Origin of the sequence: Amycolatopsis sp. lyj-108 (genome assembly GCF_046549005.1) — a bacterium.
Lineage (GTDB): Bacteria > Actinomycetota > Actinomycetes > Mycobacteriales > Pseudonocardiaceae > Amycolatopsis.
This window is the reverse complement of sequence record NZ_JAJPWQ010000015.1, coordinates 98,725-119,681: the sequence shown is the minus strand read 5'-3', so window position 1 is coordinate 119,681 and position 20,957 is coordinate 98,725. Positions and strand designations below refer to the sequence as shown.

The 20,957-nt window shown below is 69.9% G+C and carries 21 protein-coding genes; 8 read left to right on the top strand and 13 right to left on the bottom strand.

The genetic code is table 11. From position 1 onward, the window contains the following. Position 1: 1 nt before the first annotated feature. Together ACLJO0_RS39180 and ACLJO0_RS39175 are read left to right on the top strand one after the other, a co-directional pair. Positions 2-472 carry an SRPBCC family protein gene (locus ACLJO0_RS39180; RefSeq protein ID WP_410584693.1) on the top strand — a complete coding sequence of 157 codons (471 nt, stop codon included), beginning with the start codon at positions 2-4 and terminating at the stop codon, positions 470-472. Next, the gene (locus ACLJO0_RS39175) at positions 472-1,086 is read left to right on the top strand and encodes a dihydrofolate reductase family protein (protein WP_410584691.1); all 615 of its coding nucleotides are present in this window, start codon (positions 472-474) and stop codon (positions 1,084-1,086) included. The genes ACLJO0_RS39180 and ACLJO0_RS39175 overlap by 1 nt, the downstream gene beginning before the upstream one ends. On the opposite strand, the gene hisB is transcribed toward ACLJO0_RS39175, so the two are convergent. Genes hisB through hisD form a run of 3 tightly spaced genes read right to left on the bottom strand, consistent with a single transcriptional unit; the run spans position 1,083 to position 4,101 of the window. Further along, positions 1,083-1,682 carry an imidazoleglycerol-phosphate dehydratase HisB gene (gene hisB / locus ACLJO0_RS39170; protein WP_410584689.1) on the bottom strand — a complete coding sequence of 200 codons (600 nt, stop codon included), beginning with the start codon at positions 1,680-1,682 and terminating at the stop codon, positions 1,083-1,085. The two genes, ACLJO0_RS39175 and hisB, sit on opposite strands and share 4 nt — an antisense overlap. Beyond that, complete coding sequence (locus ACLJO0_RS39165) at positions 1,679-2,779, bottom strand: histidinol-phosphate transaminase (RefSeq protein WP_410584687.1); 1,101 nt, start codon at positions 2,777-2,779, stop codon at positions 1,679-1,681. The genes hisB and ACLJO0_RS39165 overlap by 4 nt, the downstream gene beginning before the upstream one ends. Further along, the gene (gene hisD, locus ACLJO0_RS39160) at positions 2,776-4,101 is read right to left on the bottom strand and encodes a histidinol dehydrogenase (RefSeq protein WP_410584685.1); all 1,326 of its coding nucleotides are present in this window, start codon (positions 4,099-4,101) and stop codon (positions 2,776-2,778) included. The genes ACLJO0_RS39165 and hisD overlap by 4 nt, the downstream gene beginning before the upstream one ends. Before the next feature lie 84 nt (positions 4,102-4,185). Here hisD and ACLJO0_RS39155 point away from each other — a divergent pair, with 84 nt between their 5' ends. Continuing rightward, complete coding sequence (locus ACLJO0_RS39155) at positions 4,186-4,980, top strand: carbon-nitrogen hydrolase family protein (protein WP_410585018.1); 795 nt, start codon at positions 4,186-4,188, stop codon at positions 4,978-4,980. On the opposite strand, the gene ACLJO0_RS39150 is transcribed toward ACLJO0_RS39155, so the two are convergent. Next, positions 4,928-5,416 (bottom strand): Lrp/AsnC family transcriptional regulator, encoded by a 489-nt coding sequence (locus tag ACLJO0_RS39150; protein WP_410584683.1) that lies wholly within the window; start codon positions 5,414-5,416, stop codon positions 4,928-4,930. The two genes, ACLJO0_RS39155 and ACLJO0_RS39150, sit on opposite strands and share 53 nt — an antisense overlap. 68 nt (positions 5,417-5,484) lie before the next feature. Here ACLJO0_RS39150 and ACLJO0_RS39145 point away from each other — a divergent pair, with 68 nt between their 5' ends. Beyond that, the gene (locus tag ACLJO0_RS39145; protein WP_410584681.1) at positions 5,485-6,381 is read left to right on the top strand and encodes an SMP-30/gluconolactonase/LRE family protein; all 897 of its coding nucleotides are present in this window, start codon (positions 5,485-5,487) and stop codon (positions 6,379-6,381) included. Positions 6,382-6,487: 106 nt separating this feature from the next. Here ACLJO0_RS39145 and ACLJO0_RS39140 read toward each other — a convergent pair whose 3' ends face one another. The 3 genes from ACLJO0_RS39140 to eccB are packed head-to-tail and all read right to left on the bottom strand — an operon-like array spanning position 6,488 to position 9,302. Beyond that, positions 6,488-7,111, bottom strand: coding sequence for a response regulator transcription factor (locus tag ACLJO0_RS39140; protein WP_125795426.1), 624 nt, complete (start codon positions 7,109-7,111; stop codon positions 6,488-6,490). A gap of 29 nt (positions 7,112-7,140) precedes the next feature. After that, positions 7,141-7,863: a response regulator transcription factor gene (locus tag ACLJO0_RS39135; RefSeq protein WP_233611672.1), complete on the bottom strand. Its 723-nt coding sequence runs from the start codon at positions 7,861-7,863 to the stop codon at positions 7,141-7,143. A 14-nt stretch (positions 7,864-7,877) separates the two neighbouring features. Further along, positions 7,878-9,302 (bottom strand): type VII secretion protein EccB, encoded by a 1,425-nt coding sequence (eccB, locus tag ACLJO0_RS39130; RefSeq protein WP_410584678.1) that lies wholly within the window; start codon positions 9,300-9,302, stop codon positions 7,878-7,880. Positions 9,303-9,448: 146 nt separating this feature from the next. Here eccB and ACLJO0_RS39125 point away from each other — a divergent pair, with 146 nt between their 5' ends. After that, entirely contained in the window at positions 9,449-10,522 is a 1,074-nt protein-coding gene (locus ACLJO0_RS39125; protein ID WP_410584676.1) for a type VII secretion protein EccE, read from the top strand. 148 nt (positions 10,523-10,670) lie between these two features. Here the strand turns inward: ACLJO0_RS39125 and eccD are convergent, their stop codons facing one another. The 6 genes from eccD to ACLJO0_RS39095 are packed head-to-tail and all read right to left on the bottom strand — an operon-like array spanning position 10,671 to position 16,090. Next, positions 10,671-12,047 (bottom strand): type VII secretion integral membrane protein EccD, encoded by a 1,377-nt coding sequence (eccD, locus tag ACLJO0_RS39120; RefSeq protein WP_125794883.1) that lies wholly within the window; start codon positions 12,045-12,047, stop codon positions 10,671-10,673. Beyond that, positions 12,044-12,373, bottom strand: a complete 330-nt coding sequence (locus ACLJO0_RS39115) for a YbaB/EbfC family nucleoid-associated protein (RefSeq protein WP_199746568.1) — start codon at positions 12,371-12,373, stop codon at positions 12,044-12,046. Before ACLJO0_RS39115 ends, eccD begins: the two co-directional genes overlap by 4 nt. Next, positions 12,370-12,879, bottom strand: a complete 510-nt coding sequence (locus tag ACLJO0_RS39110) for a hypothetical protein (protein ID WP_410584673.1) — start codon at positions 12,877-12,879, stop codon at positions 12,370-12,372. The genes ACLJO0_RS39115 and ACLJO0_RS39110 overlap by 4 nt, the downstream gene beginning before the upstream one ends. Before the next feature lie 5 nt (positions 12,880-12,884). Continuing rightward, positions 12,885-14,234 carry a WXG100 family type VII secretion target gene (locus tag ACLJO0_RS39105; protein ID WP_410584671.1) on the bottom strand — a complete coding sequence of 450 codons (1,350 nt, stop codon included), beginning with the start codon at positions 14,232-14,234 and terminating at the stop codon, positions 12,885-12,887. A gap of 17 nt (positions 14,235-14,251) precedes the next feature. Then, complete coding sequence (locus ACLJO0_RS39100; RefSeq protein ID WP_410584669.1) at positions 14,252-15,289, bottom strand: hypothetical protein; 1,038 nt, start codon at positions 15,287-15,289, stop codon at positions 14,252-14,254. A gap of 21 nt (positions 15,290-15,310) precedes the next feature. Next, a complete protein-coding gene (locus ACLJO0_RS39095; RefSeq protein WP_410584667.1) occupies positions 15,311-16,090 on the bottom strand; it encodes a WXG100 family type VII secretion target in 780 nt (259 codons plus the stop codon). A gap of 155 nt (positions 16,091-16,245) precedes the next feature. On the opposite strand from ACLJO0_RS39095, the gene eccCa reads away from it, so the two are divergent. From eccCa to ACLJO0_RS39080, 3 genes are read left to right on the top strand one after another with little or no spacing between them, the layout of a single operon-like run. Next, on the top strand, positions 16,246-20,187 hold the full coding sequence (gene eccCa, locus ACLJO0_RS39090) for a type VII secretion protein EccCa (protein ID WP_410584665.1): 3,942 nt from the start codon (positions 16,246-16,248) through the stop codon (positions 20,185-20,187). 29 nt (positions 20,188-20,216) lie between these two features. Further along, positions 20,217-20,531 carry a hypothetical protein gene (locus tag ACLJO0_RS39085; protein ID WP_410584663.1) on the top strand — a complete coding sequence of 105 codons (315 nt, stop codon included), beginning with the start codon at positions 20,217-20,219 and terminating at the stop codon, positions 20,529-20,531. Then, on the top strand, positions 20,528-20,914 hold the full coding sequence (locus tag ACLJO0_RS39080) for a hypothetical protein (protein WP_410584661.1): 387 nt from the start codon (positions 20,528-20,530) through the stop codon (positions 20,912-20,914). Before ACLJO0_RS39085 ends, ACLJO0_RS39080 begins: the two co-directional genes overlap by 4 nt. The last annotated feature ends 43 nt before the right edge of the window (positions 20,915-20,957 follow it).

Below are 20,957 nucleotides of genomic sequence, written 5' to 3'. Positions count from 1 at the left end.
GATGCCGATCACCTCGGTCACCAAAGAACCCGAGCGGCTCAGCCTCACCGTCGTGGCGGACTTTCCCGTGCCGCAAAAACGCCTCTGGGAGGCTTGGGCCGATCCACGGCAACTAGAGCGCTTTTGGGGGCCACCTTTCGCGCCCGCCACCTTCACCCACCACGATTTCCGGGTCGGCGGCCGCGCCGAGTACTTCCTGTCCGGGCCGAACGGGGAGAAATGGGCCGATTCGTGGAAGTTCACCGCGGTGAACCCCATCGACTCGTTCGAGGCGGAAGACGGTGAAGACAACGCCGCGGACGAGGACATGCCGTCCTCGATGACGTTCACCTTCGAGACGACACCGACAGGCTCACGGCTGACCCATGTCACCCGGTTTTCCAGTATCGAAGCCATGGAGAAGACGATCCCGGGGATGGAAGAGGGCTTTCGCGCGGCGATGCCCCAACTCGACGCACTCCTGGAGACGTGATGAGAAAACTCAAGATCATCGAACACGTCTCGCTCGACGGCGTGATCCAGCACTCCGCCGATGAGACCGACTTCCCTTACAGCGGCTGGAACACGCCCTACCGGACACCCGAAGGCCGGGACGCCGTCACGGCCGCGCACGGTGAAGCCTTCGACCTGCTGCTCGGCCGCCGCACCTACGACATCTGGTCGGACTACTGGCCGGACGCACCGAGCGATCCGCTCGCCGACCGGCTCAAGGCGGCGACGAAGTATGTCGTCACCCGCCGGCCGGAAAGCCTGAAATGGGGCCCGTTCGAAGGGCTCGGCCCGGACATCGCCGAAGACGTCCGCCGGATCAAGGCGCAGGACGGCCCGAACCTGATCCTCTCGGGCAGCTCCACCCTGACCTCGACGCTGCTCGAACACGGCCTCGCGGACGAAGTCGTGCTGGCCGTCTACCCGCTCCTTTTGGGCACGGGCAAGCGTTTCTTCGCGGACGCAACCCCGGCGCAGTCCTTGGAGCTCATCGGCACGACGACAACGCCGTCCGGCGTCACCCTCAACACCTACAACGCAATTCGTCACCTGGATGCGACATCCGCGCATCCAGGTGACGAATTGCGGCAGGACTAGAGGACGCCCTTCGTGGACGGGATGCCGCCCGCCCGCGGGTCCGGCTCGGTCGCGGCACGCAGCGCACGCGCGACGGCCTTGTACTCGGCCTCCGCGATGTGGTGCGGGTCGCGGCCGTGCAGCACCCGCACGTGCAGCGCGATCTGCGCGTGGAACGACAGCGAGTCGAACACGTGCCGCGTCAGCACGAACGGGTAGTTCCCGCCGATGGTGAAGCTGTTGAACTGCTCCGGCTCGCCGAGGTGCACGCAGTACGGGCGCCCGGAGACGTCGATCGCGGCGTGCGCGAGGGTTTCGTCCATCGGGATCCACGCGTCGCCGAACCGGCGGATCCCGCTCTTGTCACCGAGTGCTTGCCGCAGCGCCTGGCCGAGCACGATCGCGGTGTCCTCGACGGTGTGGTGCGCGTCGATGTGCACGTCACCGGTCGCCCGCACCTTGAGGTCGAGCGAGCCGTGCACGCCGAACGCGGTGAGCATGTGGTCGTAGAACGGGACACCGGTGTCGATCTCCACCTGTCCCGTGCCGTCCAGGTCGAGCTGGACCGAAATGGACGATTCCTTGGTGGTGCGATCCACCTTGCCGACGCGACTCATCGCGGCACCTCCTTGCTGGCCTCGAGAAAGGCGTCGTTCTCTTCCGGCGTCCCGATGGTCACCCGCAGGTGCCCCTCGATGCCGACGTCCCTGATCAGCACGCCGTTGTCCAAATAGGACTTCCAGGTCGCGGGCGCGTCCGCGAACCGTCCGAAGAGGACGAAGTTCGCGTCGCTCGGGACCGGCGTGAATCCCAAGCCCAGCAACGCTTCCACCACCCGGTCGCGTTCGGCCGCGAGTTTGGCGACCGAGGCGAGGGTGGCGTCCGCGTGCCGCAGCGCGGCCCGTGCGGCGGCCTGCGTGAGCTTCGAGAGGTGGTACGGCAGCCGCACCAGCTGCAGCGCGTCCACGATCGCGGGCGCGGCCGCGAGATACCCGAGCCGTCCGCCCGCGAAGGCGAACGCCTTGCTCATCGTGCGCGACACGATCAGCTTCGCCGGATACTCCTCGAGAAGCTCGATGGCGCTCGGCTGCGACGAGAACTCCGCGTACGCCTCGTCGACCACCACGATGCCCGGCGCCGCTTCGAGCAGGCCGCGCAGCTCGCCGAACGGGATCGACCCGCCGGTCGGGTTGTTCGGGCTGGTCACGAAGACGATGTCCGGACGGCGTTCGCGCACCAGCGCGGCCGCTTTCTCGGTGTCGAGCGTGAAATCGTCGCGGCGCGGCACCGGCAGCCAGTCGGTGCGGGTGCCCGCCGAGATGATCGGGTGCATCGAGTACGACGGTTCGAAGCCCAGCGCCGAGCGGCCAGGACCGCCGAAGGCCTGCAGGATCTGCTGCAGGACCTCGTTGGACCCGTTGGCGGCCCACACGTTCGACTCCGACACCAGCACGCCGGTGGACACCGCGAGGTAGTCCGCGAGGTCCTGGCGCAGCGCGACGGCGTCGCGATCCGGGTAGCGGTGCAGCGACGCGGCTTCGGCGCGGACGGCCTCGGCGACGTCGGCCACCAGCGCGTCCGGCGGCGGATACGGGTTTTCGTTGGTGTTGAGCCGGATCGGCACGTCGAGCTGCGGCGCGCCGTACGGGGTCTTGCCCCGCAGGTCCTCGCGCAGCGGGAGCGCGTCGAGCGTGATCTCCTCGCCGATGCTCATGCCCGCTCCCCTTCGAACCGTGCCGTGATGGCCTCGCCGTGCGCGGGCAGATCCTCGGCGTTCGCCAGCGCGACGACGCGGCCGGCGATCTCGCGCAGCGCGTCCTGGCTGTAGTCGACGACGTGCACGCCCTTGAGGAAGCTCTGCACCGAAAGGCCGGACGAGTGCCGCGCGAACCCGCCGGTGGGCAGGACGTGGTTCGACCCGGCGCAGTAGTCGCCGAGCGAGACGGGCGCGTACGCACCGACGAAGATCGCGCCAGCGTTGCGCACGCGGGCCGCCACCGAACGCGCGTCCGCGGTCTGGATCTCCAGGTGTTCCGCGGCATACGCGTCGACGACGCGGATCCCGTCGTCCATGGTGGACACGAGGATGATGCCGGACTGCTTGCCGCTCAAGGCCTCCGTCACCCGCTCGGAGTGCTTGGTCGCGGCCACGCGGCCGGTCAGTTCCTTGTCGACGGCGTCCGCGAGCGCCTCGGACGTGGTGACCAGCACGCTCGCGGCGAGCGGGTCGTGCTCGGCCTGGCTGATCAGGTCGGCGGCGACGTGCACCGGGTCGGCGGTCTCGTCGGCGAGGATCGCGATCTCGGTCGGGCCCGCCTCCGAGTCGATGCCGATGATGCCGCGCAACATGCGCTTCGCCGCGGTGAGGTAGATGTTGCCCGGCCCGGTCACGATGTCGACCGGCTCCAGTGTCGTGCCGTCGGTGTCGGTTCCGCCGTACGCGAGCAGCGCGACGGCCTGCGCGCCACCGACGGCCCACACCTCGTCGACGCCGAGCAGTTCGGCCGCGGCCAGGATCGTCGGGTGCGGGAGCCCGCCGAACGCGGCCTGCGGCGGCGAGCACAGCACGAGCGTGCCGACGCCGGCGATCTGCGCCGGGACGACGTTCATCACCACGGTCGAGGGGTACACCGCGAGCCCGCCCGGCGCGTACAGCCCGACGCGCTCCACCGGGATCCAGCGCTCGGTGACGGTGCCGCCGTCGACGACCTCGGTCGTGACGTCCTGACGGCGCTGATCACCGTGGACCTTCCGTGCCCGGACGATCGACTCCTCCAGCGCCTCGCGGACCGCCGGATCCAGGTTCTCGAGCGCGCTGGTGAGCTCGGCGGCGGCGACACGCACACCGCCGGGGCGGACCTTGTCGAACTTCTCGGTGTATTCGAGAACCGCCTCGACGCCGCGATCGCGGACCGCCTCGACCACCGGCCGTACGTGATGCAGCGCCGCGTCCACGTCGTACTCGGCACGCGGGAGCGTGCTCCTGAGTTCGGCAACGGACGGGACCTGTCCACGCAGGTCGGTACGGTTCAGCATGGGTCAAGGGTACGAGGTGGCCCGATCGCCCCGAGCAGGCACACTGGGGTGGTGACCAGCGATCCCACGATGAGGGAGGCGGCCGTGCCGCGAATCGGGTTGTGCCAGCTCACGGCCGCCGAGGATCCCGAAACGAACCTGAAGCCGATTCGCGAAGGCGTGGCGGCCGCGGCGGCCGACGGCGCGCGGATCGTGGTGTTCCCCGAAGCGGCGATGGCGCGCTTCGGCATCCCGCTCGGACCCGTGGCGCAACCTTTGGACGGACCGTGGGCGTCCTCTGTGGCGTCCATCGCGGAAGAACACGGTGTAGTGGTCGTCGCGGGCATGTTCACGCCGTCGCCCGACGGGCGTGTGAGCAACACCCTGCTGGTCACCGGCGCCGGACATCACTTCGGTTACGACAAGATCCATCTGTACGACGCCTTCGGGTTCGCCGAATCCGACACGGTCGCCCCCGGCACCGCGTCCGCCACCTTCGAGGTCGACGGGGTCACGTTCGGCCTCGCGACCTGTTACGACATCCGCTTCCCGGAGCTGTTCCGGAGGCTCGCCGACGACGGCGCCGACATCGTCCTCGTGCCGACTTCCTGGGGCGCGGGCGAGGGCAAACGCGAGCAGTGGGAGGTGCTGGTGCGCGCCCGCGCGCTCGACTCCGGCTGCTGGGTCCTCGGCTGCGGGCAGGCCGATCCGGCCACGACCTCGACGCCGGTGAACCCGAAGGCGCCGACCGGGATCGGCTACTCCACGGTGTCCGACGGTTTCGGCCGCGTCCACACGCAGCTGGGCCCCGGACCGGAACTGGTGGTCGTCGACCTGGATCCCGCGGTCAGCGGGAAGGCGCGGGCGGCGACGGGCGTTCTGGCGAACCGCCGCCTCTAGCGTTCACGGAGCGTTCGAAGAAGGATTCGAGCACGACGATCGTCTGCGTCCCGGTGACGCCCTCGATGGCGTACAGCCTGCGCAGCGACGCCTGGAGCTCCTCGGTGGTCGGCGTGCGCACCTTCACCAGCAGCGAGGCCGGACCCGCGATGATGTGCGCCTCCACGACCTCCGGCAGCGCCTCCAGCGCGGCCTTGGTCGGCGAGTCGCCCATCCACGAGCCCGCCTCGATCAGCACGAACGCCATCACCCCGCGACCGACCGCCGCCGGATCGACGTCGACGGTCGTGCGCCGGATGACGCCCTGTTCGCGTAGTTTGCGGACCCGCTCGTGCGCGGCGCCCGCCGACAAGCCGACCGCCTTGCCGAGCGCGGCGTACGCCTGCGTCGCGTCCTGCTGCAACTCCGTGAGCAATATGCGATCCACGTCATCCATGGGTTGACCATATCAAGTTCAGCAGTTCATGATGATCGCAATATCTCGTTCGAAGCACTGGGGTTTTCATGGACATGGTCAAGGCACACTTCGAAGTCCTCGACGAGCGGTTCGCCCGCGTCAACGGGGACGAGTGGATGCGGCGCCTGCACACGGGCTGCCGGTGGACCGAGGGGCCCGCCTACTTCCCGGCAGGCCGGTACCTGGTGTTCAGCGACATCCCGAACGACCGCGTCCTGCGATGGGACGAGACCACGGGCGCGGTCGGCGTGTTCCGCGAGCCCGCCGGATTCCACAACGGGCACACCGTCGACCGTCAGGGCAGGCTCGTCAGCTGCGAACAGGGCAACCGCCGGGTGACGCGCACCGAACACGACGGCACGACCACCGTCCTCGCGGAGACCTATCAGGGCAAGAAGTTCAACAGCCCCAACGACGTCGTCGAATCCTCGGACGGCGCGATCTGGTTCACCGACCCCAGTTACGGGATCGACAGCGACTACGAAGGCCATCAGGCGGAAAGCGAGATCGGCGCCTGCCACGTCTACCGCGCCGACCCGGTGGACGGTTCCGTGCGGATCGTCGCGGACGATTTCTCGCGTCCGAACGGGCTCGCCTTCTCGTTGGACGAAACACGGCTCTACATCGTGGACACGCGCCAGAACCCCAGCCACATCAGGGTTTTCTCGGTGGCAGACGGGCGGCTTTCCGGCGGCGAGGTCTTCGCGACCTCCGACGCCGGCGGTTTCGACGGCGTGCGCCTGGACGCCGCGGGCCGGGTCTGGGCCGCCGCGCACGACGGCCTGCACTGCTTCGCGCCCGACGGCACGCGGATCGGGAAGCTGCGGGTGCCGGAGGTGTGTTCGAACCTGACCTTCGGCGGGCCGCGGCGGAACGATCTGTTCATCACCGCGTCCAGTTCGGTGTACACGCTGCGGGTGAACTTCTCGGGGCCGCGCGGTTAGCGCTGCGACGCGAAAGGGACCTTCGCCGCGTCACATGCGGTGAAGGCGCCCCTTCATTGCAGTCTTTCAGCCCGGAGTGGCGGGTTGAGCGCACAACCCGAAGCGGCTAACGCAGCAGCCCTTCCCGGATCGCCACCCGCACGAATCCGGCCCGCCGCCGTTCGCCGGTCTTGTCCCGGATCCGGTCGAGGTAGGACCGCACCGTCCGCACGCTGATGTTCAGGATCTCCGCCACGTCGACGTCGCGTTCGCCGGCCGCGACCAGCCGCAGGACCTGCTTTTCCCGTTCGGACAGGACGATCTTGGGCCCGGCGTGGCGGTCCTCGCTGTCCTGGATGATCATTCCGGCCAGCGTCGGCGACACGTACGCGTTGTCGTCGGCGATGGTGCGGATGGCGCGCAGGAGTTCGTCGCCGTCGACGTCCTTGGACAGGAAGCCCTTGGCGCCGGCCTGCATCGCGCCCAGTACCTCGGGCTGCTCGGCGTGCGCGGACACCACGAGCACCTTGTGCCCCATCTGTCCCACTTCGAGTACCGCGGCGGCGTCCTGGACACCGCGCAGCTTGAGGTCGAGGACGACGACGCTGCCGGGAGGCTGCTCCTGGACGGCGAACCGCGCGACGGAGTCGGCGACGGCGCCCAGTTCGATGTCGGGCGCTTCGGTGAGGACGCGCGCGACGGCGTCCCGGTACAGCGGATGATCTTCGATCACCCCGACGTTGATCGGCATGATGCGTTTCGGCTGCTGCTCGTCTGCGTTCACCGGCGTCCTTCGAATCCGCCCGCGTCGGCGCGGGGTACGACCGGCCGAGACGGGCCGGGCACCTCCGGCGGCGACGCGAGCCCGAGCTGGATGGCCTTGCGGACCAGACCGGCCCGCCTTCTCTCTCCGAGTTTGTCACGGATCCGGTCCAGATAACCGCGAACCGTCCGGACTCCGATGCCCAGGATGCGGGCGATGTCGACGTCGCGTTCGCCCGCCGCGACCAGCCGCAGGACCTGCTTCTCGCGCGCGGAAAGCGCGACGTCCGGAGCAGGCACGGGACGGTCGGCGTTGTCCTTGATGATCATTCCGGCCACCACCGCGGAAACGTAGGCCCGGCCCTGCGCGACCGTCCTGATCGCGATCAGGAGCTCGTCGACGTCGACGTCCTTGGACAGGAATCCCTTGGCACCGGCGGCGATCGCGCCCAGTACCTGCTCGGGTTCCGCCTGCGCGGACACCACGAGCACGTGATGCCCCAGTTCGCACACCTGGAGCACGGCCGCCGCGCCGGCGATCCCCGGCAGGCCGAGGTCGAGCAGCACCACGCTGCCGGGCGGCTGCGGATGGACGTGGAACCTGGCGACCGAATCGACCACCGCGCCCAGTTCGATCCCTTCGGCCTCGGTGAGGACCCGGACCACGGCGTGCCGGTACAACGGATGGTCTTCGATCACCGCGACGTCGACCCGGTCGGTCTCCGGCCTGTCTTCAGTCATCTGCACGTTTCCGCTCACCCCGTCCCACCTGCCGCGGACACCGCACGGCCCGCCTGCGCCGGATCCAGCGCGGGTCCTCGTGGCACCAGCGCCAGTAATCCGTTCGGAACCGGTTGCCGTTCGGCTTGGCCGTATCCGAGGGAAGCGAGTGCCTCACTGCTCGCCACCGGGTACTTCAAGCCCGTGTCGGTCACGACGTAAACCGTGCCGGAACCGGATTCCGCCACCACCGCGCCTCCCGACGGAGGCACGAAAACCGCGTCGGCGACCAACGCGTCCGTCCGCGCCGTCACCGGGATCGCCTTCGCACCTTGCGGCAACGGGACCTGTGCGGAGATAACGATTCGAGAACCCTGCGCGCATAACGTCACGGACTGTCCGGTAACGGGCGCTTTTCGCGGGATCCGGTCCGGATACTCCGCGGGATCGGCCCCGCCCGACCTCGCCGTGCCGACCTTCGGCACCGCGGCGACGTCGGCCGCGCGCACCGCGACGGGCGCCGGGACGCCGATGTAGGCGTCCGCGTTCTGCGGCGTGTTGATCAGCAGGCTCGCCTCGGTCTGGCCGATCGGTTCGAGCCCTTCGGCGTGGACGAGGTAGTACGACGTCGCGTTGCCCGGTGTCGCCATCGCGTCGACGACGCCGAGCACCGAACCGACCTTCGTCGCGGTGCCGCCGACCTTCGGGCCTGGCCGTCCGGCGTCTTCGACCGCGCGGTAGGCCAGATCGCGTCCGGCGGCGACGGTACCGATCCACCGGGACGACACCGCGATCGCCGGATAGGTGTCGAACTGCAACGCCGTGGCGGCTTCCGGGGTGAGCTTGTAGCGGCGCCCCGCCGTCACGAGATAGCGCTCCCCCTCGGGGACGCGGACCACGACGGCCTGGTCCCTCGGCAGGTCGACCCCGGCGGCGGGCGCGCCGAGGAGCACCGTCGTCTCCGGTTCGGCCGACGCGGGCGCGTCCTGGGTGGTCCGCGTGCAACTCGTCCACGGGGTGTTCACCAGCGCGGCCGCCGCGGGCAGCGAATCGGGCGCGCCGGGAATGCCGATCTGCGAGCCGCGCGGCGCCTTCGCGAGCTTGTCGGAAGGGACGGTCACGGTGGCCTCGCCGTTGCCGCCGGCCATCAACCGCGCGGAGGCGTAATTGAGCACCGGGTGCAGCGCGCCGTCCTGGCCGAGGATGTAGCGCGCGCCGGTGCCCTCCTCGACGATCACCTTGCCGCCCGCCAGCCAGTCCTTGCCGCCGGAGGGGTTCAGCAGGCCGATCACGCCGAACACCGCGGTGACCAGCAGCGCCACGCCGAGGCCGCACAGGGTTCCGATGACCAGCCTGCGGCTCGGGGCGACCGGATGGTTGGCGTCAGCCGAGACCAGTGCCGAAACCAGTCTCCTGCGGAGGAATTGGTAGGCCTGGATCTGGTCCCGCTGCGTCCACACGCTCCCGTCCCCCGCCGCTCGTGCCCACCCGTTCGAGGGTGCTCACGTTAGGTCTGGGCCCGATTCGCGGTGAGGGTATTTTTTACGCCCCTCCCCCGCGCGGGGCGCGGCTACCGTCGGGCGCGTGCACGGAGGAGGGGAAATCCTTGTCGGTTGAAGCCCCGGCCCGCCCGGTCCAGGACCAGGCTCCAGCGCGCGGTGTCGCGGGCGCGGCGCCGCTGCCCTGGCTGCTGCCGATCCGCCCGCTGCAGGCGGCGCTCTGGGAGATCGCCGGGATCGCGATCCTCCTGGCCTTCACCGTGGACGGGATCCCCCTAGCCGCGCAGATCAGCATCACCGCCGTCGCCGGCGTCCTCGTGCTGACGACGTCGGTCCGCTTCGCCGGACGTCACCTCGCGGGCTGGCTGCTCACCTGGGCCGGTTACCGGCTGAAGCGCCGCGACAAGAACGAGGTCCCCGATCCGCTGCACCGGCTCGCCGGTCCCGCCCGGGTACGCCAGCACGTCGACCGCGCGGGAAACCGCTTCGGTGTCGCCGAGGTCAGCGACGGCTGGAGCGCCATCGTGCGGCTCACCCCAGGCGCCATGGCACCCGGGCCGGACACCCTCGTCGCCATCCTGCGCGAGGCCTTCGCGGGCACCGGGATCCCTTTGTCCAGCGCGCAACTACTGACCTGGACCGTCCCCAATGGACAGTCCGTGCTCCGCGTCCGCTGGCTCACCGTCCGGTACCGGCCCGAGAACGCGCCGATCGCGGCGCTCGCCCGCGGCGGCGGAGAACTCGGCGCACTGCGGAGCACCGCCTGCGCGGCCCTGAGACTGATGGGCACGCTGGCCGAAGCCGGATTCGAGAGCACCGTGCTCGAAGCCGGTGAAGTGGCGGAAGAACTGCGCGTCGCGCTCGGCCACGGCCAGGGCGCGCCGGTGAACGGCTGGCGTTCCTGGGACTGGGGCGGCGCGTCGCAGGTCTGTTACCGGCCACGGTCCGAGCGGGATCTCGCGCGGACGCTGGATCTGCACGTCCCCGGATCGGCGTTCACCGCGACTTCGTACACGCTGCACCGGACGCCTGGCGGACGGGAGAAGTCCGAAGTGACCATCCGGGTCGGCGGACGGCCCGGGGCGGAGACTGTGCGGCCGGGCGGGGTCGCGGTGATCCCGCTGCACGGACGGCACGCTGCGGCGGTCCGGCGGACCCTGCCGCTGGCGCTGGAGAACTGAGGGGACGGTCCGTGGAGGACTCCTTTCTTCTCTGAGGGTAGGGAAGGAGTCCTCCACGGACGTAACGCGTACACCGCAATTCGGCACCTGGTTGCGTTCCTTGCCCGGGCAAGGGTCGCAACCAGGTGCCGAATTGCGGCAATGTGGGTCAGCCTCGTACGGCCTCGTAGACGCCCGCGATCATGCCGACGAACGGGATCAGCGAGAGCAGCACCAGGAACTCCACGATGTCGAGAGTCCTTGCCCAGTACGGAGAACGACGTCCCTTCGCGACACGCGTCGCGTAGGTGAGACAGACGCCCGCCGCGACGACGACGGCACAGCCCGCGGCGAAGACGAACGAACGCGGTCCGCTCGCGGCGAGCCAGAAACCGGCCGCCGCCAAGGCCGCCGCGCCGAAACCGATGAGCACGACCCGCTGCGAGCGGCCCGCGAAGGCGCGCGAGCGCAGCATCAGTGCCAGACCCAGCAGCGCGCACAAGCCCGCTTCCCACGCCCCGCCGGAAGACGACAGGACCACCGAAGCCGAGACCACGACGAGCCCGAGCGCGACGAGCAGCCCGGTCAGCAACGCCTGCGCGTAAGTCGTCCCACCGACCATGTCTTCACCGAGCGAAGGGTCCTCGTCGGCACGGAACGCGTCCATGTCGTCGGGCACCCGGGGCAGCGGCAGCCTGCCGAGCCGCAGCGCCATCATCGGCGCGACCGCGGCCAGCGCCGTCGCCACGACGGCGACCACGGCGGCCGCCGAAACCGGGCGGACGTCGGCCAGCAGGACGATGGCGGTGGTGATCGCACCGAGCCCTGCCGACACCGTCACCGCGACGAACCACGGCAACCGGTCCGCCACCGAAACGGCCGCGATCACGCCGTAGACGGTCACCACCGCGAGCCCGGCGGCCAGCGGTCCTGCCGACAGCGAGAACAGCGGATGCGGCGGCAGGATCGACATCCCGGCCAGCAGTGCCGCGCCGACCCCGGCGAGTGCGCCGGCCGCGCCGGCCTCCGCGTCGCCGTACGCGCGGCTCAGCGCGCCGCCGCCCAGCACCAGTACCAGCGCGAGAAGTCCGGTGCCGATCGGCGCCAGCACACTCCCGGACGCCGCCGCCTGCACCAGCAGTCCACCGGCGAGCAGCAGCACCACGGACGCGACGATGCCCGCCTTGCGCGCCACCGACGGCCCCCACCGCCCGGTACCCGACTCGGCGACGCTGGCGATCGAGTCGACGACGTCGTCGAACAGCAGCGGACCCCGCGGGCGTTCCCGCGGGGTCAGGTGGAGGACTTCGCCGTCGCGTACCTGCGCCGCGGCGACCGTGAGCCCGAGCGCGAGCGGAGCGCCGCCGAGCCGGGACAGCACCCAGCCGGGATGCTCGGCCGACGCCTGCCCCGAAGCACCCGCGAGCCGCACGAGCTGCGGGACGAGTTCGGCGAACGTGCTCTGCTGCGGCAGCGCCACGTCGACACGCGCCCGCGGTGTCACCACCGTGACGCGCCGGGTGGAGCCCGCGATCGCGGCCGTCATGCTTCGATCGACTTGGCGGACTCGATGACGGGCGCGAATTTGGCGTTGCTGGCCTCGGCCAGCTTCTGGAGCCCGTTGTTGACCGCCTCCAGCACGATCTCCGAGATGTTGCGCGCGTCGTACTGACGCAGTGCGCGCGGGTCGATGTCGATCGAGGTGAAACGGCCGTCTCCGCGCAGCACGACGGTGACTTCGTTCTGCCGCGAGTGCGCCTTGACCTCCATCGCCTCGACCGAACGCTGGATGCGCTGCACCTCTTCGGTCTGCTTGCGGACCTGGTCCAGCAACTCGTCCATGTCCGGCATGGCGTAGGGGTCGGTGGTCACGAGTCTTCTCCTTCATCTGCGGTGGCATCCCGCCGGACGTGGACGCTGCCCACGAACCGCCGGAAGTCGTCGCCGAGGCCACGGGCCGCCTCGGGTGTCGCGGTGCAGGCGATCTGGAGGATCAGCCGCTCGGCCGGGCTCGCCCCCGGCACGGTCAGCTGCACCTGCGTCTGTACGAGATCCTGTCCTTCGCCGGTGCGGATGCGCAGCACCTGCGTCACCCCCGGCGCGACCGGAGTGCCGATCTCCTTGCGCCGCACCACTTCGAGGGCGGCCATCGACCGGCCGAGGCGTTCGACGGCCTCGTCGGCGATGTCGGTGATCCGCGCCCGGTCCGGCCGTTGCCCGACGCTCAGGGTGATGTTGGGGGTGAACTCGCCGTCCGTCGCGGAGTGCACCGCCACGAAGACCGCGCCGTCGGCGCCGACGGACGACGGCTCGACGGGCACCCAGCCCTCGGGGATGTCGAAGCCCAGCGGGAGGGAGACCCGGTCCTCCGTGCTCATCCCGCTCACCACGTGCCCACGTAGGTGATCGCGTCGTCCCATGCCTCGCCGACGGCGTCCGCCGCCTCGCCCGCCGCGCCGCTCACCGCGTCGACGGCCGCGCCGCCGTACTCGCCGACGGTGTCCGCGATCTTCGGCAGGTCGATGTCGATCTTCGCGCCGATCCCGGCGCCGAGACCGAGCGCGACACCGGCCTTGAAGTCGACCTTGATGTGTCCCGCGTCGTAAACGGCCTGGCCGTCGAGCTGCGCGCCGAGTCCATATTGGAGGGTCCCGCTCGCGCCGACGCCCACCCCGGCCACGTCGGCCGCGAGTTCGCCTTCGATCTTGCCGCCGACGAAGGCGTTTGCGTGCACACCGACACCGTGCGCGCCCGCCTGGAGCGAGCCGTTCACCTCACCGCCGACGAACGCCGTCCCCTTGGCGCTGCCCGAAGCGACGCCCCATTCGCCCTTGCGTTCGAGTTCTTCCTTGAACGCGGCCAGTTCGGCGTGCCCGGACGCCTTGAGGTCCCAGCCCTGCGAGGAGACCTTGGCGTCCCAGCCCGGGGTGAAGCCGTCCTGTTCCTGCTTCCATTTCGCGTACGTGATCTCGGTGCTGTTCCAGGCCTTGTCGCGCAGGCCTTCCGGCTTCGGCCTGCCGAACGGCGTGTCACCCGCACGCGGGGCGCGCGTGCCTTCGAGACCGTCCCAGGTGAGCTTCTTCCAGCCCGAATTGCCGAACCACGACGGATGCGAGCGCGGCCGCCTGCGGCCGTCGAGCGCTTCTCCGTTGAGCCAGTACAACGGGCCGCGGCCCCATTTGCCCAGTTCGTGCTCGATCCGGCCGGCGCCCTCCGGCGGGAACAGCCGCGCGAGTTCCTCGCTCAGTTCGTCCGCGATCTCCTGCGCCGCCTGCGCGGCGCGTTCGCCGAGCTGCCGGGCGGCGGAGATGAACGCGTTGACCGCGTTCGCGTTCGCCGTCCGCGCCTGACTGGTGAGCTGCGCGGCGTACTGGTCGAACTGGGCGAGGATCGAGTCCACACAGGACTTCGCACCCTGCAGGGCCTGCGCGCCTCCCCGTAGCCGGTTCGACTGGTCGCCCAGTTTCGTGCCGAGCTCCCCGAGTTCCTGGCTCAGTTTCGCGGCGGAGGTGGAGAACGCGACGTACGCGTCGCCTTCCCAGGACGCGTTGAGCGCCTTGGCCGCCTTGCCGATCTCCTCCGCGCGACCCGAAACCGTCGACGCCCGCTCGCCGCACCGCTGGCTCGCCGCGTTCAGCGCGGCGGGATCACCGGTGACCCGCCGCTGGTACTCGACCACGAGCCGCCGGTAATTCGACAGGATCGAACTGACGACGCCCGACGCGTCGACCACACCGCTCCCCCACACGGCTACCTGCCCTTCGCCGGTGAGTCAGCTCCCGCATCGATATCGATGTGCTGCTCGAAGTGCTTCCCGCCGTAGTTCATGTCGATGTCGATATCGATGTCCTGCCCGCCCGGCGCCTGCACGGTGGACTTGCCGGTGCTCAGGTCGGTGGTGATGGTGACCGTGTTCCCAGTGCCCGCGCCCGGGTACGAGCCTCCGGAGCCCGCGCCACCGCCCGAGGGTCTGTCCACCGGGATCCAGGCGTCCGCGCCACCCGGCCAGTTGCCCTGGGAACCGTTGCCGCCCAGCGCGGGCGGCCGGTACTGGGTGAACGGCGGCGTCTCGCCCGGCGTCGTGCCACCGCCGGAAGCGCCTCCGCCGGAGCCGCCGACAGCGGCCTGCCCCGAACCGCTGGCGACCGAGCCCGGTGCCTGCGGGTTGGTGATCGGGGTGCCCGAGACCGCCGAGTTGCCCGCGGCGCCGTTGTCACCGGCGTCGTTGTGCCCGAACAGTTTCTGGACTTCGCCGATGATGGTGGCGATCTGGGTGATCTGGTTGGCGAGATCGACCACGCCGAGCGCCTTCAGCAGCGCGCCGATCGCGGTGATGAACGCGCGCAGCGAAGCACTGGTGGCGGTGGAAAGCGCGACAGCGGCGCCGTAGGTCCACGGATTCGACATCAGGCCGGCGACCGTCGGGTTCACCGCCGACACCACCGCTTTGTAGGCGGCCTGTGCGGTCTTGATCAGCGTCCCGGCGACGCCGAGCAGTTCGGCGCCCTTCTGCACGACCTGGATGATCTTGTTCAGCGAGTTCAGGGAGTCGGTGATCTTCTTCAGCGCGGAGTCCGACGCGGCGCCGGACCAGATCTTGCCCAGCTGCTCGGCGGCCTTCGTCACCTCGTTGTACATGGTGAGGAACTCGTTGGCCTTCTTGAGCACCTCGAGTACGTGCTTGGCGATCTGCTCCGGCTGCCCGGTGAGGATCTGCGGCAGGATGGTGATCGGCCCGCCCGAGGACGCCGTGGCGTCCATCGCGCTGGAATTCGGATAAGTCAGCATGGTCGCTCCTCAGGCCGGAAGTCAGACGGAAGCCGGGCGGTAGACACTGACCTTCGCCAGGCCGTTGATGTCCGCGTCGACGATTCCGTGGTTGTAGAGCAGCCCGCCCTCTCCGGCGATGGCGATGACCGGCCGGCGGTCGGAGAACAGGAGCGGTTCGACCACGACGACGTCCCCGCTGTGCACACCGCCGGGTACGTCGCCGAAGTTGCGCGCCGTGCCGGCGTAGACCTCGATGACCCCGACCCGCGCCTGGTTGTCGGCGTCACCGGCCAGCCAGTCGTTGAAGTCCGAGACGCCGTGGAACCGCGTGTCGGTGATCGGGTGGTCGCCGAGCTGCCCCAGCCGCGCGTCCCCCAGGTAGCGCAGCACGTTGCCGACCGAAGACGGCTCGCCCTCGCCGCCGGCGCTGTCGTTGATGGCCAGCGTCGCCAGTTCGGAGGCGTGCGAATTCCCCCAGATCGACGAAGACGCCGATCCGGCGCCGCCGCCGGGACGGCCGCCGTAGCCGCCCGCGACCGCCTCGTCCGCGGCCTGGTAGGCGTCGGCGCTGCTCTTGATGAAGCCGTTGATCTGCTGCAGAAGTTGCAGGAGGGTTCGGACCGCGACCACCTGCTGGCTCTGCATGGCCGTGTTGGCCGCGGCCACCGCACTGCCGAAGGTGGCGAACGACATCGGCTGCAGGACGGTGCGTTCGAGGTCGCCGACGACATTGATGCCCTGCATGATGATGCCGCCGAGGTTTCCGACCGCCGAGCGCATGGCCTCGGGCTCCGCCCGGTACTCGCCCGTGCCGACCATGGCTCTCCTTCTCTCGTTCCCCCACGCCTGCGACTGTTCGAGCAGCGTAAGTTCGCCACCAGACGCGAGCGGACGGCAAAAGTACCCACCGCAGGGGCGGCACGAGTGGCCAGAATGATCGGCAGGATTACCCACAAGCGGCCAGAAAGACCCTGATGAGCGCCACTCGCGACCGCCTGCCGGCCCTGGGCGAGCAGCCCGGTGAAATCGTCCTGCAGTCCCCGCCGATGCTGCCGAAGAGCTCGTCCGGCGGAGCCATGCAGCTGCTGATGTTCATGCCGATGATGCTGGGCATGGGCGCCATGTCGTTCGTCTACATCGGACGCGACGGCGGGGTGATGACCTACATCTTCGGCGCGTTGTTCCTCACCGCGATGGTGGGCATGGTCGTGATGTCGCTCGGGCGCGGTGGCGCGGCGAAGAAGGCGCAGATCAACGAGGAACGCCGGGACTACCAGCGGTATCTGACCGGTCTTCGCGGCCAGGTCCGGGAGATCGCGGACAACCAGCGCGCGGCGATGGCGGCGTTGCAGCCCGACCCGGCCGATCTGTGGGCGTACATCGAGACGGGGAAGCTGTGGGATCGCCGCCGGTCCGACCCGCAGTTCGGGCAGGTGCGCGTCGGGACGGGGCCGCAGCGGCTCGCGACGCCGTTGAAGGCACCGCAGACCGTGCCGCTGGAAGACCTCGACCCGGTGTGCTCGACGAACCTCAAGCACTTCATCCGGACCTATTCGACGGTCGACGGACTGCCGGTCGCGGTCTCGCTGCGGTCGTTCGCGCAGGTCAGCCTGTCCGGCCGCCGCCCGGACACGCTCGGGACCGCGCGGGCGCTGCTGACCCAGCTCGCGACCTTCCACTCACCCGGCGACCTGCGGATCGCGCTCTGCGTCAACGACGACCGGCTGCACGACTGGGAATGGGCGAAGTGGCTGCCGCACGTGGCCTCCACCGCCGCCGACGCCGCCGGTCCGCGACGGCTCGTCGACGCCGACTCCGGGAAACTCGCCGACCTCCTCGGCCCCGACCTCGGCGACCGGCCCGCGTTCACCCGGCGGCCGGATACCCGGCTGGACCTTCCCCAGATCGTCGTCATCGTGGACGGCGGGCACACCCTCGGGGACGCGCGGCTCGTCGCCGAGGAGGGCAGGCTCGGCGTCACCGTGGTGGAGATCGGCACCGAGCAGCCGCGATCCGTGTCGTCGGAACGGCTGCTGAGCCTGCACATGAGCCCGGAGCAGCTCGGAATGGTCGTCGGGGACGGAACGGAGCAGCGGCTCGGTTTCCTCGGCATGCCGGACACCTTGGACCGCGGGGCCGCCGAGGCGCTGGCACGGATGCTGACGCCGCTGTTCCAAGGGGCGGCGGTGGTCAGCGAGGCGCCGATGTCGGCGACGTTCGGGCTGGCCGGGCTGCTCGGCATCGGCGACCCGCGCGACACCGACACGGCCGTCACCTGGGCGCCGCGGTCCGCGCGCGACCGGCTGCGGATCCCGCTGGGCGTCAACCCCGATGGCAGGCCGGTCGACCTCGACCTGAAGGAATCGGCCGAAGGCGGGATGGGGCCGCACGGGCTGGTCATCGGCGCGACCGGATCCGGCAAGAGCGAGCTTCTGCGGACACTGGTCACCGCGCTCGCCGTCACGCATTCGTCGGAGAAGCTGAACCTCGCGCTGATCGACTTCAAGGGTGGCGCGACCTTCGCCGGGATGACCGGGCTGCCGCACACCTGCGCCGTCATCACCAACCTGTCCGACGATCTCGCGCTGGTCGACCGCATGGCGGACGCGCTGAACGGTGAACTGTTGCGGCGTCAGGAACTCCTGCACGCCGCCGGGAACTACGCGTCGGTCCGGGACTACGAAAAAGCCAGGGAATCCGGTGCCAACCTGCGGCCGTTGCCGTCGCTGCTGGTGATCATCGACGAATTCAGCGAGCTGCTGTCGTCGCGGCCGGAGTTCATCGACCTGTTCGTCGCGATCGGGCGGCTGGGGCGGAGTCTCGGGATCCACCTGCTGCTGGCTTCGCAGCGGCTGGAGGAGGGACGGCTGCGCGGGCTGGATTCGCATCTGTCGTACCGGATCGGCCTGCGGACGTTCTCCGCGTCGGAGAGCCGCGCCGTGCTGGGCGTCGCGGACGCCTATCAGCTGCCGCCCGTGCCGGGTTCGGCGTATCTGAAGTCCGACAACGACACCCTCATCCGGCTCAAGGCCGCGTACGTCTCGGGGGAACTGCCGCCGCGCAGCAAGATCGTGCGCAAGGACGGCCAGAGTCTCGGCCTGATGCCGTTCACGCTGGCGCCGGTGGAGATCCCGGTGACCGTCGAGGCCGAGGAGCCGGTCGAAAAGGGCACCGGCGAGACGATCATCGGCGCGATGATCTCGCGGCTCGAAGGCCAAGGCCCGGAGGCCCACCAGATCTGGCTTCCGCCGCTGGCCGAACCGCCGACCCTGGACCAGCTGCTGCCGCCGCTCGGCGAAGACCCGGCACGCGGTCTGTGCCCGCTGGGCTGGGGCGGCAACGGCAAGCTGATGATCCCGGTCGCCTTGGTGGACAAGCCCTTCGAGCAGCGACGCGACATGCTGTGGGCCGATTTCTCCGGTGCCGCCGGGCACGCGCTGATCGTCGGGGCGCCGCAGAGCGGCAAGAGCACACTGATGCGTGACATCGCCGCGATGCTCGCGCTCACCCACACTCCGGAAGAGGTCCAGCTGTTCGTGCTGGACATGGGCGGTGGCGCGCTGGCACCGATCGCCGGGCTGCCCCACGTGTCCGGCTACGCGACCAGGCGCGACGCCCAGCGCTGCCGCCGCGTGGTGGCGGAACTGACGACCCTGCTCGAACAGCGCGAGGAGTTCTTCTCCGCCAACGGGATCGAGTCGATCACGACGTTCCGCCAGCGGCGTTCGGAGTTCCGGGAGAGCACGGAAGGCCGCGAATTCGGCGACGTCTTCCTGTTCGTGGACAACTGGACCACGATCCGCCAGGAATACGAACAGCTGGAGGAACAGATCACCAGCCTGGCGTCGCGCGGGCTCGGTTTCGGCATCCACGTCGTCGTCTCGATCAACCAGTGGATGGGCATGCGGGCGCCGCTGCGCGACGCGATCGGCACCAAATTCGAACTGCGGCTCGGTGAACCGGCGGACTCGCTCATCGACCGCAAGATCGCCCAGAACGTCCCCGCCGACCGGCCGGGGCGCGGGCTGACCGCGGACAAACTGCATTTCCTCGCGGCACTGCCGCGGATCGACTCGGATCAGCGGCCGGATACCGTCGGCGCCGGTGGCCTGGATCTGAACCGCCGGATTTCGGCGGCCTGGAATCGTGCGGCGGCGCCGCAGGTCCGGCTGCTGCCTCCCGAGGTCCCGCTGGACTCGCTGGAATCCGGGCCGCGCAAGCAGGTCACGCTCGGCATCGCGGAATCGAACCTGCGACCGGTGTACCTCGACTTCGCCACCGAACCGCACTTCCTGGCCTTCGGTGACGTGGAATCCGGCAAGAGCTCGCTCCTGCGCGCGATCGCGCAAGGCATCGTGTCGAAGTACTCGGCGGAAGAGGCCGCGATCGTCGTCGCCGATTATCGGCGAGGGATGCTGGGTGCGGTGCCGGATTCGCACCTGCTCGGCTACGCGGGCTCCGAGACCGTACTGACCGGGCTGATCGACCAATGCCAGCAGGCCATGCGGAACCGGCTCCCCGGCGCGGACGTCACGCCGGAACAGCTGCGGAACCGGTCCTGGTGGCGGGGCCCGGAGCTGTTCGTGCTCGTCGACGACTACGAAATGGTCGCGACCGTTGGCCGGAACCCGTTGCTGCCGCTGCTGGAATTCCTTCCGCAGGCGCGGGACATCGGGCTCCACCTCGTCATCGCGCGCGGAAGCGGCGGGGCCGGGCGTTCGCTGTTCGAGCCTGTGCTGCAACGGATCCGGGAGCTGGGGTCCCCGGGCTTGGTGATGTCCGGGTCGCGGGACGAAGGGGCGCTGCTCGGTGAGGTCAAGCCGGGGCCGCAGCCTGCGGGGCGGGGTGTGCTGGTCTCGCGGCGGCACGGGACGGGGCTGGTGCAGGTGGCCTGGACGAAGCCTGTGGAGGACTAAGGGGTCCGCCTGTCGGGAGGATTGGGCCCATGGCACTGGATCTGTCCGCTGTCCACGCCGCCGCCGCGGCCCAGGTTGAGCGCGTCACGCCGGGCATCGACGACATGCGCGCGTACCTGGCTAGCCAGGTGAAGGAGCGTTCACACCGTGAGGTGCTCGGGCCGCTGTGGCCGGCGTCCGGAACCAGCGGGGTGATCCTCCACGGCGGAGAGCGCATCGCCGCCTGGGGCGAGACCGTCACCGCCTTTTCGCCCGCCCGCTGCCCGCGGTGCTCGACGAGCACGTCCTCGGCCCGCTCGGCGCGTCCAGTACGTGGTCCTGGCACGGCTACCGCAACTCGATGACGACCATCGACGGCGAGACCGTCCCGGTGGTCAGCGGTGGTGCCCATTGGGGAGGCGGACTCCGGGTCTCCGCCGGCGACCTCGCCCTGCTCTATCTCCGCAAGGGCGAACACGACGGACGGCGCTTGCTCGGCGAAACGTGGATCGACCGCACCTGGACACCCTGTCCGCACAACCCCGACTACGGCTATCTCTGGTGGCTTAACGGTACGCGGACCCCGTTTCCGGCCGCGCCCCCGGCCGGCCGATTCGCCCGAGGCAACGCCGATCAACATCTGCTCTGGATCGACCCCGATCGTGATCTCGTCATCGTTTCCCGTTGGGGACAACGGGTCGAGCAACTCGTGCGCATTGTTTCGGATGCCGTTCCTGTGGTGCGGTGACCGTTCATGGCCTGAATCTGCACGCCGAGCTGAACTAGCGCAG